The organism is Streptomyces sp. NPDC056738, assembly GCF_042790435.1.
Taxonomy (GTDB): Bacteria; Actinomycetota; Actinomycetes; order Streptomycetales; family Streptomycetaceae; genus Streptomyces.
In genome coordinates this window covers 113,124-127,871 of sequence record NZ_JBHTZF010000005.1, presented here as the reverse complement: position 1 = coordinate 127,871, position 14,748 = coordinate 113,124, and the positions used below count along the sequence as shown (strand labels likewise).

General features: G+C 71.3%; 16 protein-coding genes. 8 read left to right on the top strand and 8 right to left on the bottom strand.

Annotation, left to right across the window (positions count from 1 at the left end; genetic code table 11):
* Positions 1–6: 6 nt before the first annotated feature.
* From ACFRIC_RS14645 to ACFRIC_RS14635, 3 genes are read right to left on the bottom strand one after another with little or no spacing between them, the layout of a single operon-like run.
* Positions 7–813, bottom strand: a complete 807-nt coding sequence (locus ACFRIC_RS14645; RefSeq protein ID WP_382784603.1) for an acetoacetate decarboxylase family protein — start codon at positions 811–813, stop codon at positions 7–9.
* Positions 814–835: 22 nt separating this feature from the next.
* The gene (locus ACFRIC_RS14640) at positions 836–2,044 is read right to left on the bottom strand and encodes an NAD(P)/FAD-dependent oxidoreductase (RefSeq protein ID WP_382784601.1); all 1,209 of its coding nucleotides are present in this window, start codon (positions 2,042–2,044) and stop codon (positions 836–838) included.
* Positions 2,045–2,049: 5 nt separating this feature from the next.
* Positions 2,050–2,238 (bottom strand): ferredoxin, encoded by a 189-nt coding sequence (locus ACFRIC_RS14635; RefSeq protein WP_326783586.1) that lies wholly within the window; start codon positions 2,236–2,238, stop codon positions 2,050–2,052.
* 364 nt (positions 2,239–2,602) lie between these two features.
* Between ACFRIC_RS14635 and ACFRIC_RS14630 the strand changes: the two genes are divergently transcribed.
* Together ACFRIC_RS14630 and ACFRIC_RS14625 are read left to right on the top strand one after the other, a co-directional pair.
* A complete protein-coding gene (locus tag ACFRIC_RS14630; RefSeq protein ID WP_382784598.1) occupies positions 2,603–3,958 on the top strand; it encodes a glutamine synthetase family protein in 1,356 nt (451 codons plus the stop codon).
* A 30-nt stretch (positions 3,959–3,988) separates the two neighbouring features.
* Positions 3,989–5,305: a cytochrome P450 gene (locus tag ACFRIC_RS14625; RefSeq protein ID WP_382784595.1), complete on the top strand. Its 1,317-nt coding sequence runs from the start codon at positions 3,989–3,991 to the stop codon at positions 5,303–5,305.
* 109 nt (positions 5,306–5,414) lie between these two features.
* On the opposite strand, the gene ACFRIC_RS14620 is transcribed toward ACFRIC_RS14625, so the two are convergent.
* Entirely contained in the window at positions 5,415–6,800 is a 1,386-nt protein-coding gene (locus ACFRIC_RS14620; protein WP_382784592.1) for a DUF3500 domain-containing protein, read from the bottom strand.
* Positions 6,801–6,893: 93 nt separating this feature from the next.
* On the bottom strand, positions 6,894–7,523 hold the full coding sequence (locus tag ACFRIC_RS14615; RefSeq protein WP_382784589.1) for a GNAT family N-acetyltransferase: 630 nt from the start codon (positions 7,521–7,523) through the stop codon (positions 6,894–6,896).
* Positions 7,524–7,657: 134 nt separating this feature from the next.
* Here ACFRIC_RS14615 and ACFRIC_RS14610 point away from each other — a divergent pair, with 134 nt between their 5' ends.
* Both ACFRIC_RS14610 and ACFRIC_RS14605 read left to right on the top strand, forming a co-directional pair.
* Positions 7,658–8,383 carry a siderophore-interacting protein gene (locus ACFRIC_RS14610; RefSeq protein WP_382784586.1) on the top strand — a complete coding sequence of 242 codons (726 nt, stop codon included), beginning with the start codon at positions 7,658–7,660 and terminating at the stop codon, positions 8,381–8,383.
* Positions 8,384–8,687: 304 nt separating this feature from the next.
* A complete protein-coding gene (locus ACFRIC_RS14605; protein ID WP_382784584.1) occupies positions 8,688–9,308 on the top strand; it encodes a hypothetical protein in 621 nt (206 codons plus the stop codon).
* 47 nt (positions 9,309–9,355) lie between these two features.
* On the opposite strand, the gene ACFRIC_RS14600 is transcribed toward ACFRIC_RS14605, so the two are convergent.
* Positions 9,356–9,997, bottom strand: a complete 642-nt coding sequence (locus ACFRIC_RS14600) for an alpha-ketoglutarate-dependent dioxygenase AlkB (protein ID WP_382784582.1) — start codon at positions 9,995–9,997, stop codon at positions 9,356–9,358.
* A 40-nt stretch (positions 9,998–10,037) separates the two neighbouring features.
* Positions 10,038–10,883: an NAD(P)H-binding protein gene (locus tag ACFRIC_RS14595; protein WP_382784579.1), complete on the bottom strand. Its 846-nt coding sequence runs from the start codon at positions 10,881–10,883 to the stop codon at positions 10,038–10,040.
* A gap of 148 nt (positions 10,884–11,031) precedes the next feature.
* Here ACFRIC_RS14595 and ACFRIC_RS14590 point away from each other — a divergent pair, with 148 nt between their 5' ends.
* Positions 11,032–11,424: a winged helix-turn-helix transcriptional regulator gene (locus ACFRIC_RS14590; RefSeq protein WP_382784577.1), complete on the top strand. Its 393-nt coding sequence runs from the start codon at positions 11,032–11,034 to the stop codon at positions 11,422–11,424.
* A 175-nt stretch (positions 11,425–11,599) separates the two neighbouring features.
* Here the strand turns inward: ACFRIC_RS14590 and ACFRIC_RS14585 are convergent, their stop codons facing one another.
* Entirely contained in the window at positions 11,600–11,923 is a 324-nt protein-coding gene (locus ACFRIC_RS14585) for a hypothetical protein (RefSeq protein ID WP_382784574.1), read from the bottom strand.
* A 357-nt stretch (positions 11,924–12,280) separates the two neighbouring features.
* Here ACFRIC_RS14585 and ACFRIC_RS14580 point away from each other — a divergent pair, with 357 nt between their 5' ends.
* The 3 genes from ACFRIC_RS14580 (at position 12,281) to ACFRIC_RS14570 (ending at position 14,715) form a co-directional block, all read left to right on the top strand.
* Positions 12,281–12,610 (top strand): DUF6191 domain-containing protein, encoded by a 330-nt coding sequence (locus tag ACFRIC_RS14580; RefSeq protein WP_382784571.1) that lies wholly within the window; start codon positions 12,281–12,283, stop codon positions 12,608–12,610.
* A gap of 10 nt (positions 12,611–12,620) precedes the next feature.
* Entirely contained in the window at positions 12,621–13,361 is a 741-nt protein-coding gene (locus ACFRIC_RS14575; protein ID WP_382784567.1) for a VOC family protein, read from the top strand.
* Between the two features lie 142 nt (positions 13,362–13,503).
* Positions 13,504–14,715 (top strand): low temperature requirement protein A, encoded by a 1,212-nt coding sequence (locus ACFRIC_RS14570; RefSeq protein ID WP_382784565.1) that lies wholly within the window; start codon positions 13,504–13,506, stop codon positions 14,713–14,715.
* The last annotated feature ends 33 nt before the right edge of the window (positions 14,716–14,748 follow it).

The following is a 14,748-nucleotide window of genomic DNA, read 5'->3' as shown; positions in this document are numbered from 1 at the left end:
TCGCGGTCACTCGGCGCCGGAGATGCCGGACTCCAGAAGGCGTCCGCCGTCCCAGACGACGCCGACCTGCCGGTAGTAGGCGCCGATCGGCTCGCGGATCTCCAGCCGGGCCAGTTCCTCGGTGGGCGCCTCGAACAGTTCCAGCTCGGCGTCGCCGGTCCAGGCCTGTCCGCCCTCGAAGGAGGCGGCGCCGGACTCGATCAGTTCGTCGAGCGCGAGGCCCTTGCCCTTCTCGATGGAGGGCAGCCAGCGGTGGTGGGCCATGGGGTGGCTGTTGACGAAGCCGTTGGTCTCGGACGGCTCGCGCAGGGTGACGACGGCCTGGGCCAGGCGCCGGTCGGCGGCGGCGAGGGTGGCGCCGAAGCGGGCGCCGGCCTCGATGCGCGGGGCCGGGCCGTAGGGGTGCGGGCGGGTCTGGTGGATCGACCCGAGCTTCTTCGGGTAGCCCTGGTGCAGTCCGCGGGCGATGGCGAAGTCCTTGTCGACCCAGATGTACACGCAGCGGGTGTAGGTCTGGCCCCGGTACTTGCAGCGGACGACCGCGAAGGCCTCCTTGTACTGCGCGAGGACGGGGTCGAGCAGTTCCTCGCCCGAGCCGGAGCAGGACTGCCAGTCCGCCCAGATCAGCGCGACCGCACCCGGGTCCTCGTCGGCCAACTCCAGCGATTCGGGCAGGAGTTCACGCACGCGGGCGGGGTCCGTGCGGTACTCGACGGTGAGCAGGTCGCCCGAGTAGCGCCACGGCGGGGACGGGACGAGCGACGAGGTGCCGCCGGCCGTCTTGGGGTGGAAGAAGCCACGGACAGGGGACATAGCGGGGATTCCTTACGCTTCGTTACGCGGTGAGGGCGGGCTGCTTCAGCAGGTGGGCGCGGTAGCGGGCCGCGCGCTGCGCGGCGGCCTGGCCGCCGAGGGCCACCACGCCGACCAGCAGGTCGCCGGCGTGGTAGCCGACCACGACGTCGCCGTCCGGGTCGCCTTCGAGGATCCGCACGTCGTCCTTGCCGAGCAGGGGCGAGCCGAAGGACTGGAGCCGGAACTCGTGCTGGTCGCTCCAGAAGGTGGGCAGCGGCGCGAAGGGAGCCAACTCGGCCTCCCTGCGGTCGAGATGGGCGGCGAGGACCTTCGCGGCGTGCTTGGCGGTGTCGGTGGGGATGGACCAGTGCTCGACCCGGCGGGGCGCGCCGTCGTAGCGGGCGTTGGGGAAGCGGGCGACGTCGCCGACCGCGACGACCTCGGGGCGGCCGCCGACGCGCAGGTGCTCGTCGGTGAGGACGCCGTCGGTCAGGTCGAGGCCGTTGCCGTCCAGCCACTCGGTGTTGGCGACCGAGCCGACCGATTCCACGACCACGTCGGCCGGGAGGACCGTGCCGTCGCCGAGGACGACTCCGGTGACGCGCTGTCCGCCCTCGAACCCGGCGACTCCCGCTCCGAGCGCGAAGCGCACTCCGCGCTCCTCGTGCCGCTTGAGCAGCGCGCCGCCCAGCAGTTCGCCGAGCGGTCCCACCATGGGCAGGGGCAGCGGGTCGACGACCGTGACCTCTGCCGCGCCGAGTCCCACGGCGGTGGCGGCGACCTCGCAGCCGATGAATCCGGCGCCGACGACGACCACCCGCGCTCCGGGCCGGATCAGCGCGTCGCGCAGGATCTGGGCGTCGGCGAGGGTGCGCACGGTGTGGCGTCCGACGAGCGGGCCGGGGCACCGGAGCCGGCGGGGGCGCATGCCGGTGGCGACGACCAGTCCGTCGTACGGGATCGCCTCGCCGTCGGCGAGTTCGACGACGCGTTCGTCCAGGCGGGCCGAGGTGATCCGCGTCCCGAGCCGCCATGCGACGTCGGCGGCGGCCGCCTTCGGGGTGAAGGCGAGGGACTCGAACGAGGCTTTGCCCGCGAGGACTTCCTTGGAGAGCGGGGGCCGGTTGTACGGCATGTGCGGCTCGTCGCCGACGACCGTGACGGCGCCGGTCCAGCCCGCCGCGCGCAGTTGCTCGGCGGCGCGCAGACCGCCCATCGAGGCGCCGGCGACGACGACGTGTCCCGTCATCGGGATCAGCCCTCGATCCGGATGGCCTGGAGCGGGCACACGTCGGCGGCTTCCTCGACCTCGTCGCGCAGCGCCTCGTCCACGTCGGAGACGTAGGCGAGGTGGCCGTCGTCGTCCATCGAGAAGACGTCGGGGGCGGCGAAGACGCACTGGCCGTGGTCCTGGCACTTGATCATGTCGACGACGACCTTCATGGCCGGTCCTCCTGTGGATACGGGCGTCGGAGCAGGGAGGGAAGGGGAAGAGAGGGGCCCGACCGATGTCGGACCGGGCCCCTCGGCCAAGGGGATGCGGGACCTCGCGGAACCGCATCCCCGACTCGTTTGGCTTCAAACAACATAGGAAGCCGTTCGACCCTGGTCAATACCTGTCCAGGTGGATAAATTCTTACCGCCGACCCCTTGCGGGACCTGAATGCGACTCATACCGTTCGGATTCAAACGACCGACTCGGGGTTCGACTCTCCTCCCCCGCACCCCGGCTTCCGTTTCTCTGCACACCACGCGTCCCCGGCCTCAGACCACGGGGACACCCCACCCTTCCGCCAAGGAGACAACGGTGAGCGCATCCGACACCCCAGAGATCCGCCGGCACATGGAGCGGCTCGCCGCCGAGGGCGTCGACGTGGTCCGGGTCGTCTATCCCGACCTGATCGGCACCGACCGCGCCCGTGACGTCCTGCTCGACCACCTGCCGTCGGCCGGCGAGCACGGACTGGCCTTCTGCCGCGCCGTCTACCACACGACACCGCAGGGCGACGTGGTCCCCGTCGCGGGCGGCCTGGACGCCGGACTGCCCGACGTGACCGTACGCCCCGACCTGTCCACCGCGGCCGTGCTGCCGTGGGAGCCCGGCGTCGCGACCTGCCTCGGCGAGGTCACCGACCCGGCGACCTCGGCCCCCGCGCCGGAATCACCGCGCGACCTGCTGCGGACCGTGCTGGCCCGGTGCGCCGAGCACGGGCTGCGTCCGGTCGTCGGACCCGAGCTGGAGTACTTCCTGCTGGAGCCCGCGCCCGACAGGCCCACCGGCTGGCGCCGCGCCCCGGAGACCACCGGCGCCGTCTACACCGCCGGACTGCGCGCGGACCCCGGCAACCATCTGCTGCGCACCCTGCGCATGCTGCGCGATCTCGGCCTGGGCGTCGTCACCGGCAACCACGAGTTCGACGGCGGCCAGTACGAGATCAACCTGACCCACTCGGCGGCCCTGGACGCGGCCGACCGCGCCTTCCGCTTCAAGGCCGCCGTCAAGGAGCTCGCCCGCCAGGAGGGCAACCTCGCCACCTTCATGGCCAAGCCCTTCGGCGACGCCGGCGGCTCCGGCTTCCACCTCCACCTGTCCTGCGAGGACACCGAGGGCCACAACGCCTTCGACGACCCGTCGGGCGCCCACGGTCTCTCGGCGACGGCCCGCCACGCCATCGCGGGCATCCTCGCCCACGCGCCCGCGCTCGCCGCGCTCGCGAACCCCACCGTGAACTCGTACAAGCGCTTCGGACCCGACACCCTCGCGCCCTGGCTGATCGACTGGGGGCTCGACAACCGCAGCGCCATGGTCCGCATCCCGCCGGAGCGCGGCTCGGGGGCCCGCCTCGAACTGCGGCTCGGCGACGCCAGCGCCAACCCGTACCTGCTGATCGCCGGAACCATCGCCGCCGCGCTGCTCGGCGTGCAGGCCGGAGAGGAGCCCGAGGCGCCGCTGGAGGGCTACGGCTACGACACCGCCCGCTCCGCCCTGCTGCCCACGAACCTGGCCGCCGCGCTGGACGCCCTGGAGGCGGACACCGCCCTGACCGACATCCTCGGCAAGGACTTCGTCGCGTCCTTCCTCACCTACAAGCGGGACGAGGTCGAGCGCTTCGGGCGGCACGTCACCGACTGGGAGTTCACCGAGTACGCCTACCACCTCTGACCCTTCGAAGCCCGGCCCAGGAGAACCACCATGACCAGCCCCACCGTTCCCGCCACGCCCACCACCCAGGCCGAACTGCGCGCCGCCCTCGCCGAGCCGCTGCCGCTCGAAGAGGTCGACCTGGCGAATCTCGACAACTTCGCCGACGGCATCAAGCCGTGGCGCATGTTCCACACGCTGCGCCACGAGGACCCGGTGCACTGGCAGCCCGAGGAGGCCCCCAACTCCGGTTTCTGGGCGGTCACCCGGCACGCGGACATCGCCACCGTGGACCGTGACGCGGAGACGTTCACCTCCTCGAAGTTCGTCAACCTCGAAGAGCTGGACGACGACCAGATCAAGAAGCGGGCGTCCATCCTGGAGCTCGACGGGGTCCGCCACCGCGCCATGCGCAGCGTCATCCAGCGCCAGTTCGGCGCGAGCGTCATCAACAGCTACAGCGACTTCCTGCGCGGTCTGACGGCGCAGACCCTGGACGCGGCCCTGGCCAAGGGCTCCTTCGACTTCGTCGCCGACGTCTCAGCCGACTTCCCCATCAACGTCCTCGCCCGTCTCCTCGACGTGCCGCCGGAGGACAACCAGCAGCTCATCGACTGGGGCAACCGCATCATCGGCAACACCGACCCCGACTACGCGGACGTGCTGCTGCACAGCGCGGAGAGCGACAAGTACCGCGACCTGCCGTTCCGTTCGCCCGCCTCGCTCGAAGTCTTCGAGTACGGACGGGAACTGGCCCGGCAGCGCCGCGGCGGCAACGGTACGGACCTGGTCTCGAAGCTGGTCAACACCGTTCCGCGCGACGGGATCCCGCTGACCGAGCAGGACTTCGACAACTACTTCCTGCTCCTGGTCGTCGCGGGCAACGAGACCACCCGCCACACCATCTCGCACTCGATGCTGGCGCTCCTCCAGCACCCCGAGCAGCTCGCCCGCCTCAAGGACGACCCGTCCCTGATCCCGGGCGCCGTCGAGGAGTTCCTGCGCTGGGCCTCCCCCGTCTACCACTTCCGCCGCACCGCCACCCGCGACGTCGAACTCGGCGGCAAGCAGGTCAAGGAGGGCGACAAGGTGGTCATGTGGTTCGCCTCCGGCAACCGTGACGAGGAGGTCTTCGGCAACCCGTACGACTTCGACGTGACGCGTACCAACAACGACCACATCACCTTCGGCAAGGGCAGCCCTCACCTGTGCCTGGGCAACCTGCTCGCCCGCACCGAGATCCGCATCATGTTCGAGGAGCTGATCCCGAGGATCGCCGACATCAGGCTGGCCGGCGACGCGCCCCGCGTCCTGTCCAACTTCGTCAACGGCATCAAGAAGCTTCCGGTCGAGGTCACGCTCGCCTGACGAAGCCGCCCGCAGACCGCGCTCCGCGGTCCCCACTCCGCACGACGCACATGACACGGCTGTCCCCCCGCCCCACGGGCCGGAGGGACAGCCGTGCGGGAAGCCGGCGTCAGTGATCCGTCTCCAGGTGGAGCCTGAGCAGGTCCACTCCGTAGTCGTTGCCGTTGGGTGTGCGGACGATGGTGTGGATGTGCTGCTGCGTCGGGGTGCCCTGGGGTCCGCCCGGTCCGCCGGGCCCCGCGCTCGCGGAGGCGGACGCCGAGGCCGAGGCGGACTCGGAGGCCGAGGGCGAAGCCGAGCCGGCGCCGTCGCTCTCGTGGTAGCCGAGCGGGGACTCGGCGTCGTACTCGATCAGCACGACGGGGCTGTGCACGCGGTAGTAGAACGCCGAGTCGTCGTCGTACGCGCCGATCCAGTGGAAGTACGTGTCGTCGAGGTGCTTCTCGATCTCACGCAGCCGCACCCGCGCGTGCCCTTCGTCCTGATAGCCGACGTAGACCTCGGCCAGGTCGAGCAGCAGACGCCGCTGCCGGCGGTTCAGGGCCGCGCCCCTGACCCCGGCGTAGGGGATGACCGCGTTGTCCTGGCCCGCGCCCGCGAGGAGGTCGGTGCCGGACTTCTCGGCCGTGGACAGCGCCTGCGCGAGTTGGGTGTCGTCCAGGGAGCGGAGGAGTTCGAGGCCCGCGACGGTCTCCTCCCGGAACAGGTGGTACTTCTTCCCCTCGTACGTGATCTTCGTCGGCTCGGAGCCCATGAACGTCGGGGTCATCACGACCTGGTCGCCCAGGACGAAGTAGTTGATGACGAGGTGGTGGCCCTCGAACTGGAAGCCCCAGGCCTCGGTCGCCGAGGGAGTGCCCATGACGGTGAACCAGTAGGCGTCCTCGTTGAGCGCCTTCGACGTGTCCCCCTCGTACTCGCCGAGGAACTGGTTGAGCTTGCGGATGTTGTCGGCCTGCCGGAGACCGCGGGCCGACAGGGACGCCCTGAGCAGTCCGATGCCGAGCGCGTACTGCTTCTCGGTCAGATCGCGCAGGGCGACCCCGTCGCGGTCGTTGGAGTCGACGTTCGTCCAGTCGAGCCATTGGTCGGAGTCGACGTCGAAGAGGGTGGCCGCCTTCTGCTCGTCCGTGAGGGAGGCGACGAAGGCTTGCGCAGCGCGGACCACCGGGACGGTGGAGACGCCGGTGGAGTGGACGGCGTACAGGTCGCCGAGGACCGTGCCGTCCGTGGTGACGCCGACGAAGTCGTCGTACGCGATCGTCCGGCCGAAGCCGCCGCCGGGCGGCGGGCCCGACGGGGACGCGCTCGCCGTGGCGTCCGCGGCCGCCGCCTCGGTGCCGGTCTCCTCGGCGCCGGCCGAGGAGGCGGCCCAGCCGCCCATGACCGCGACGGCGGAGACGCCCCCCGTGAGCAGGGCCTTGTTCATGAACCAGCGGCGCGACCGATGGGCCGCCTCAGTACGCGGCTTGTGTCCGTGGGTTTCGTTGACCATGCCACCAACGATTTCGTCAACACTTTGTCGCTCCGTAGCAGCGGCCTGTGCATGACATAGGAATCGGGGACGATCCTGTGCGACGGCACGCGCTCAGGCCGACCGGTCCAGAACGCTTCCGGGGAAGACCGTCTCCCTTGCGAGGAAGGCGAGTTGGGCGTGCTTCTCGGGGAGCCGGACATCCGGGAGGTCGACCTCCGGCAGTACGACCACGGGGCCCGGGGTGAATCCCTGGCGGTGGAAACGGGCGATGGCCCGCTCGTTGCGCACGTCGGGGTCGACCACGACGCGATCGCGTCCCAGGCCCAGCAGGACGTACGACGCGGCCGCGCTCAGCAGTGCCGTGGTCCAGCCGGGACGCCCGCCGCCGGGTCCGGCCGGCGCGAGCAGCAGGTGGACGCCAATGTCACCGGGTTCGACCGGATAGCACTCGCCGACCCGGTCGGCCGCCGGCTCGTACGTCTGGAGCAGCGCGACCGGCTCACCGTCCTTCACGAGGAGGTAGGCGTGATGGGTGTCGAGAGTCTCCATGTGGGCGTATATCGCGGTCACCTGATCTCTCGTCAGGCCTCTCATGCCCCAGAACGCGGCCCGGTCCGAATCGACCCAGTCGTGGACCACGGGACCGTCGAACTCCGCGTCCATGGGCAGGACGCGGACGGTGCCGTAGCCGTCGACGATCTGCTCGTGCAGGGCGGCACGCGTGGCGTATGTGTCGGACATCGGTCTCCCTCGTTCAGCCGGCCACGGGTGCGCCCGGCGCCTTCCTGTGATCACCCTGTGCGTCACGCGGTCATATTAGGTTAGGCTCACCTAACTGGTTGACAGGGTGCGGTCGTACGAAGGGTGAGGACGCGATGGGGCAGGCGCAGGGGCGGGGTTGGGAAGGCGCGGTTCTCAAACTGCTGCGGGCGAAGGACTACGTGTTCACCGTGACGGGCGCCGAGGACGTCACCGCGAAGTACCGCCGGGTCCGCTTCACCGACGGCGGCATGCTGGCGTTGACCGGCGTCCACCCGACGATGTGGGTGCGGCTGTGGTTCGACAACGCGGGCAAGCCGCACCAGCGGGCGTACACCCTCGTCGACGCCGATCCGGCGGCCGGTACCTTCAGTCTGGAGTTCGCCCTGCACGAGGGCTGCGCGAGCGACTGGGCCAGGGCGGCGAAGCCGGGGGACACCATCGAGGCGACGGTCCAGGGCACGGGATTCGAACATCCCGAACCCGCGCCCTCGCATGTCGTCGCCGTGGCCGATCCCGCCTCGCTGCCGGCCCTGAACTCCCTGCTCACGGCGCTCGGCCCGGTTCCCGCGACGATCTGGTTCGAGGGCAGCCTGGAGGGGCTGCCCTACCGGGCCGCCCCGCACCACGACGTACGACAGGTGGCGCGCAGGGATGCCGGACGCCATCTGGTCGACGAGGTGAAGGCGGCCCTGCCCGAGGTGCTGAAGGAGAGCCCGCAGCCGTACGTGTGGATCGCGTGCGACACGGCGACCACACGGGCGCTGTCGGCACACGTCCGCAAGGAGCTGTCCGTACCGAAGCAGAGGGTGAACGCGCTGGGGTATTGGCGGGCGGGCTGAGTTCAGGCGGGGGACGGGGGGCGGCCGGTGCGGCGCGGGCGCGGGGCGGCGGCAGCGGGCGCGGGCGCAGCAGGCTCGGGCGCAGAAGGCGCGGCGCGGGCAGCGGGGGCGCAGCAGGCTCGGGCGCAGAAGGCGCGGCGCGGGCGGCGCGGGCCACCCGTTCCGCCGTCCTGCCATCCTGCCGCTGTACCGCTCTGACGCTGTGCCGCCCTGCCGCCCTGCCGCCCTGCCGCCCTGCCGCCCTGCGACCGGTACCGCCCGTTCGGCGGCGCTGAATGCGGGGCGTGCCAGGAATCCATCCATCATGCAGTCCCCCACGCAGTCCACCGCACGGCCCTCCCCACGGACCGTCGCCACACCATCCACGGCCGGACCCGCCGGGCCCGCCGAAGGAACCGCCCCACCCGCCGCCGCGCAGCCCGAGGGACCTCCCGGCGGCGACCTGGAGGCCCGCCTGGCCGCGGTCAACGGCGAGATGGACGCCCGTCTCGCCCTGGCGGCCGTCGCCTACGAGGTGAACACGGCGCACATCGAGACGCCGCCGGTCGACTGGTCGCGCATCGGTGCTCCACCGGCTCCGGTCGCACCCGTCCCCGCCACTCCCCCGGGCCCGGGCCCGCAGGCCACTCCCATCGCGGCCCTCCTGCACCGCGCCTCACTGCGGCTGCGGACGGACGGCTGGTGCTCGGGAGCGCTGGTCGACGAGGACGGCCACCTGTGCGCGCAGGGCGCGATCCGCAGGGAGTCGGGCGGTGACCGCCAGGCCGAGACGCAGGCCATGGACGTGCTGCTGGAGGCGATCCGCAGACGGTTCGGCCCGCACGTGGAGTCCGTGCCGTCCTTCAACGACGCCTGGGGCAACGGCCGCGAGCCCACCCGCATGCTGGAGCAGGCCGCGATCCTGGCCGACGCGCGCGGTGTCTGAAGCGCGGGCCACCGCCTGGCGGTCCGGCACCGCCGTCACCGTCGCCGTCAGCCAGGGCCGAGGACGGTACGGAAGGTCACCGACACCCGTCGGCCACGGGGCACTCTGACCGCGCCCTCCGGGTCGCTCTTACGGGCGGCGATGCCGTGGCGCCAGTCGTACCGGGCCGCGCCGGTCATCACGCACAGGCTTCCGGGAGCGAGAAGGACACCGGTCTTCGTCCCGTCTCCGGGGTGGGTGAAGTCCATGACGCAACCGGAGCCGAGGGATATCGCGGCGACGACCGGTCCGAAGCAGGGCACGCAGTCGACGTGCGCGCTGATGCCCTGGCCGGGCTCGTACTCGTTGACGATGACCTGGTCGGCCCGCGGTTCCATGATCCCTTCCCGGGCCAGCCGCTCCGCCTGCCGCTGGGCCCATGACGGAAGCGGTGGGGCGTCCGTCGCCGTCCGAGGGTCCGCCGACCGGGAGTCCGCCGTCACGGAGCGCCGACCGTAGTCGTAGCGGTGGCCGTAGTGCTGAACCCGCCGTCTGAGCTCCGTCGACCACGTCCCGGCCTCGATCCGCGCGAGCAGCTCCCGGCACGCCTCGGGTTCGAGCCAGCCGGCGATGTAGCGCAGCCCCGGAACCGCCACGGACGCCGCCTCGTCCCCCGCGTCGAACGACAACTGCCCAGGCCCCTCGGTCATGCTCGAAGCGTAGCCAGCGCCACTGACATCCCGGTCTGCCTCAGCGGAAGGCCGCGACGTGGCGCCGGGCCCAGTCGGCGAACGTGCGGGGCGCACGGCCGAGGACCCGCTCGATGTCGGGGCTGACGCGCTGTTCGGCCGGAGTGGGTTCGCCGAGGATCGCCAGCGTCGTCTCGACCACGGGCTCGGGCATGAACCGCAGCATCTGCGCGCGGGCCTCGTCGCGGGTCTGCTCGACGAACCGGACGGGTTCGCCGAGCGCGTCGGCGATCGCCTCGGCCCGCTGACGAGGAGTGTTGAGCGCGGGCCCGGTCAGCTCGTAGATCCGTCCGGCGTGACCGTCCTCCCGCAGGGCCGTGGCGGCGACCTCGGCGATGTCGTCCGGGTCGACCGTGGGCAGACCGATGTCCGCGAACGGCGCGGCGACGGTCCGTTCGGTGCGGACCGACTCGGCCCAGGCGTACGCGTTGGAGTCGAAGCCTCCGGGCCGCAGGATCGTCCAGTCCAGGCCCGATTCGCGGACGGCGTCCTCGATGGAGCGGGCAACGTCCCCGTGCGAGGCCGAGCCCGGTCGGGTCGCGACTCCCTGGGAGGACAACAGGACCACTCGCCCGACACCGCCGGCCTTGGCGACGTCGAGAATGTCCCGCGGGCTCAACAGGTGGGCGCCCGCGCCCCCGTTCTGCAGGAACAGCGCCTCGGCTCCGTCGAACACGGGCCGAAGGCTCTCGGGATCGGCGAGGTCGGCCCGTACGTGTTCGACGTCCCGCGGCACATCCGCGTCCGAGATTCCCCGGGACGTCGCGGTCACCCGTGCGCCACCGGTCGCGAGGATCCGGACGAGCGACCGTCCCACGTTGCCGGTTGCCCCCGTCACTACAAGCATGAACAACTCCCCTGTCGATTCAGCATGGTTGACCCGCCCGAGCGGGCGGGACCGCCGCGGAGAACCTTGTTCTCCGGGCGACACGGGGACGCTAACACCGCCGATATAGTAGGTACCTAGAGGAAAGTGACTATCCCGAGGGGTGCGCATGACCGGTGCAACCGACTGGGTGGCGGCCGCCGACGTCGACCCTCAACTCGCCTGTCCGACCAGCGCGGTCGTCGACATCGTGTTCAGCCGGTGGACGACACCGATCCTGTGGACGCTCAACTCCCATGGCCGGCTGCGTTTCGTCGAGCTGGAACGACGGATCGGCACGATCACACCGAAGGTGCTGACCCAGCGGCTGCGGCAGTTGGAGCGCGACGGGATGGTCGTCCGTACGTATCACCCGGAAGTCCCCCCTCGGGTCGAGTACGACATCACCGAACTGGGCCGCAGCCTGGCTCCGCTCTTCGCCCACCTCGCCGGATGGGCCGCCGCCAACCTGGACAAGGTCGAACAGGCCCGGCAGGACTACGACACCGATCCGCCCCGGTAGCGCGCGCCGACCCTCGTGGCCGCTGACGGGTGCCGGCCGCCGAGGCTCGATGCACCGACGGGGCTTCAGCCGGTCCGTACTCGACCGGCTGAAGCCCCGGAGCCAGGAGCCCGGCGAAGGGCGAACCAGACGACCGTTCACGGCACTTGAGCGTCCAGCCTCCCTGCCCTCTCCGCTATGACGCCGAAGGTCCCTCGATCTCGCGTCGCCTGGCGGCAAGCGCCTTCCTCAGGACCTTGTCGCGGAAGGGGTTCGCGGGGCTCAGGGCGGTCGCCACCTCGACCGCCTCGTCCAGCAGTGCCATCCGCCGCTCGGGCAGATCCCGTACCGACGGGGACGCGCTCGCCTCCACCAGGACGTACGCCAGCTTCGACCCGTACACCTCCGGCTCGACCGGTGTAAGGATCCGGTAGATCCACAGTCCCGTGATCCCCCGCACCACACGTGTGTTGGCGCTCAGCAGCATGACCCGCGCACGCATCACCATGTCCTGATTCATCAATCCCCCTTCGCTCCACCACCCCCGGCCCGCCCCGGCACACGACGGGACAGCACGATGAACGCGCCGACAGCCCGTTACGGGTGCCGGCACGCATGCCGATGAGTGGATGACGACGAGTCTGCGGGCAGGCCACCACCCCTGCCAAGACCGAAAGGACGTGCGCTCCGTCCTACCGCGAACGCCCCCCGAGCAGGCATGATGGACCTGACACTCTCCCAGGACCGCTTCGTACGCGGCTGGGGCGTGCGACTGCGAGTCGCGACAGGGCCTTGTCCATGCGAGGCGCATGAACACCGCCCCCTCGGCCCTCGGCCCGACGGTGACGCCGCCGGCAGCCGCGGGAATACTCGGGGCATGGCATTCCTCGTCTTCATGACCCTGCCCGGACTGGTCATCCTGCTGACCGTGCTGTCCTTCGTCGATCAGCTTCTGTTGCGCGCGAGCAGGGCCGGACTGCTGCCTTGGCGCAATTCCGCACGTCAGGGGCAGATATCGGCGACCGGATTCGAGCAGTTGCACGCGAGCTTCTCACCGGGCAAGCAGACCGAGCTCAAGGAACGCCAGTCGGCCCTGCTGCTCCGCGACGACGAGGAGGACGGCGCACCGCCGCACCGGACGACGGTGGACCTGGACGGAGGAACGGCGGTCATCCGCATCCCCGGCGCAGGCCCGCTTCGGCCCTAGGATCGCCGGCATGGCACTGCGACCCGTTCACGTGAACGTCAAGGCCGTCGACAGCTCGGGCGTCGGGCGGTTCTGGGCGGAGGCGCTCGGCTGGAGTGCGTACAGCCCCGGCGTGACCACCTATGTCGGGCCTCCCGGCGGTCCGGTCTGGCCGGACCCGGTGGCCCTCGGCATCGACGTCGTTCCGGTACCGGAGCCCAAGAGGGCGACGAAGAACCGTGTGCACCTCGATCTCGCCACCACCTCGGCCGCCCACCAGACGGAGCTGGTCGACCGTCTGAGGACGCTCGGGGCGACGCCCGCCGACGTGGGCCAGGGCGACGTGCCGTGGACGGTCCTCGCCGATCCCGAGGGCAACGAGTTCTGTGTGCTGGAGCCCCGGGAGGTCTACCTCGACACCGGGCCGATCGCCGCCGTGGTGGTCGACTGCGTGGATCCGCGGGCCATGGCCCGTTTCTGGGGCGAGGCGACGGACTGGACCGTGCGCGAGGTGGCCGACGATCACGCGACGCTGCGGTCGGCCCAGGATGTCGGCCCGTACCTCGAGTTCCTCCGCACGCCCGGAGTGAAGACCGTGCCGAACCGGGTCCACATCGACCTGCTGCCGTACCCGGGCGACGACAAGGAAGCGGAGGTGGCCCGGCTGCGGACCCTCGGCGCCTTCGATCTCGACGTGGGCCAGGGCGACGCGCCGTGGACGTGCCTCGTCGACCCGGAGGGCCACGAGTTCTGCGTGCTCAGCCCGCCCTGACACGGCGCGGCGCCCCACCGAAGGACGCCACGCCGAGGAATCATGACCGTTCCTCGCGTACTGATGCGCCCTCGCACAGGGCGAACGTCCGGTCGTACGGCCGAGGTACCCCCGACGTCTTGGTGAGAGCACAGGGACTGGTGTGAACGAGGTGTCGCCCGCGGTTCCCGCTTCCGGCGAGGAGCGGCATGCCACGTGGCTGGAGCTGTTCTTCGACCTGGTCGCCGTGGCCGGAGTCGCCCAGATCGCGCATCTGCTGCACGGTGAGCCCGGCGCCGCCGATCTCGGGCTGTACGCGCTGCTGTTCCTCGCGTTCTGGACCGCCTGGATCTGCTTCACGCTGTACGGGAACGTGGCGGGCGAGGGCACGCACGCGCGCACGGTGCTGGCCGCGATGTTCGGCATGGCCGTCATGGCCGCCGCCGTCCCCGGCGTCCACGAGGGCGAGGACGGTCAGGCCAGAGCGCTGGCGCTCGCCTATGTCGTGATCCGCGTTCTCGCCCACCGTGCCTGGCGGCATCGCCGGGAGCTCCTCGTCGACTGGCCCGCCGCCCAGATGTCCCTCGGCGTGGTCCCGTGGATCGTCTCCCTGTGGGCGAACGAGCCCACCCGGTACTGGCTCTGGGCCCTGGGCATCGCCCTCGACCTGTGGGTCACCTTCACCGTCTCCGCCCGCGACATCATCGAGAACCGGAAGAGCCACGACGAGCGCGAGGAGAGGCGCTCCCGGCGCCGCGACACCGTGCCGCCCGTGTCGGTGGCCGCGCCGCACGCCGACCACCTGAGCGAACGGCTCGGCCTGTTCGTGATCATCGTGCTCGGCGAGGGCGTCGCCCAGGTCATCGAGGCCGCCTCGGAGGCCACGTGGAACAGACGGCTCTACGGCCTCGCGAGCGCCGCGTTCTTCCTGCTCGTGGCCCTGTGGTCGCTGTCCTTCCGGCACGGCTACGCGGGAGTTCCGTACCTCACCGCGCGCTCCCTGCCGGCCCGTGCGGCGCTCCCGCTGCACTGCTTCGTGTCGGGCTGCCTGGCGGCGCTCGCGGCCGGGCTGGGCGCGGCGGCGGAGCACCCGGACACGCTGCCCGACAGCACGCGCTGGCTGTTGTGCGCGTCTCTGGCCGGGTACTTCCTGCTCACCGGGATCGCCGCGCTGCGGCAGCCCGGCGGCGTGCGCCGCTGGATGCTGTCGGTGGTCGTGCCCTGCTGCGCGCTGCCGCTGCTGATCGCGGGGTTCGGCCGCGGGCTCGGGACCCTGGCCGTGGTCTGGCTGCTCGTGGCGGTCACGTTGTGGCCGACGTTCTACGAGAGCCGGCGCGCCAGGGGTGTCCGGGCGGCGGCCCGACCGGGCGCGTGAGTTCCGTGGTTCGCACCGGGCTCGCCCACGGCG

What these genes read in the sequence shown, in the direction of transcription:
- ACFRIC_RS14645 (WP_382784603.1), bottom strand. Translation starts at nt 813, where the DNA reads ATGTCCCCTGTCCGTGGCTTCTTCCACCCCAAGACGGCCGGCGGCACC.
- ACFRIC_RS14640 (WP_382784601.1), bottom strand. Translation starts at nt 2,044, where the DNA reads ATGACGGGACACGTCGTCGTCGCCGGCGCCTCGATGGGCGGTCTGCGC.
- ACFRIC_RS14635 (WP_326783586.1), bottom strand. Translation starts at nt 2,238, where the DNA reads ATGAAGGTCGTCGTCGACATGATCAAGTGCCAGGACCACGGCCAGTGC.
- ACFRIC_RS14625 (WP_382784595.1), top strand. Translation starts at nt 3,989, where the DNA reads ATGACCAGCCCCACCGTTCCCGCCACGCCCACCACCCAGGCCGAACTG.
- ACFRIC_RS14620 (WP_382784592.1), bottom strand. Translation starts at nt 6,800, where the DNA reads ATGGTCAACGAAACCCACGGACACAAGCCGCGTACTGAGGCGGCCCAT.
- ACFRIC_RS14615 (WP_382784589.1), bottom strand. Translation starts at nt 7,523, where the DNA reads ATGTCCGACACATACGCCACGCGTGCCGCCCTGCACGAGCAGATCGTC.
- ACFRIC_RS14610 (WP_382784586.1), top strand. Translation starts at nt 7,658, where the DNA reads ATGGGGCAGGCGCAGGGGCGGGGTTGGGAAGGCGCGGTTCTCAAACTG.
- ACFRIC_RS14605 (WP_382784584.1), top strand. Translation starts at nt 8,688, where the DNA reads ATGCAGTCCCCCACGCAGTCCACCGCACGGCCCTCCCCACGGACCGTC.
- ACFRIC_RS14600 (WP_382784582.1), bottom strand. Translation starts at nt 9,997, where the DNA reads ATGACCGAGGGGCCTGGGCAGTTGTCGTTCGACGCGGGGGACGAGGCG.
- ACFRIC_RS14595 (WP_382784579.1), bottom strand. Translation starts at nt 10,883, where the DNA reads ATGCTTGTAGTGACGGGGGCAACCGGCAACGTGGGACGGTCGCTCGTC.
- ACFRIC_RS14590 (WP_382784577.1), top strand. Translation starts at nt 11,032, where the DNA reads ATGACCGGTGCAACCGACTGGGTGGCGGCCGCCGACGTCGACCCTCAA.
- ACFRIC_RS14585 (WP_382784574.1), bottom strand. Translation starts at nt 11,923, where the DNA reads ATGAATCAGGACATGGTGATGCGTGCGCGGGTCATGCTGCTGAGCGCC.
- ACFRIC_RS14580 (WP_382784571.1), top strand. Translation starts at nt 12,281, where the DNA reads ATGGCATTCCTCGTCTTCATGACCCTGCCCGGACTGGTCATCCTGCTG.
- ACFRIC_RS14575 (WP_382784567.1), top strand. Translation starts at nt 12,621, where the DNA reads ATGGCACTGCGACCCGTTCACGTGAACGTCAAGGCCGTCGACAGCTCG.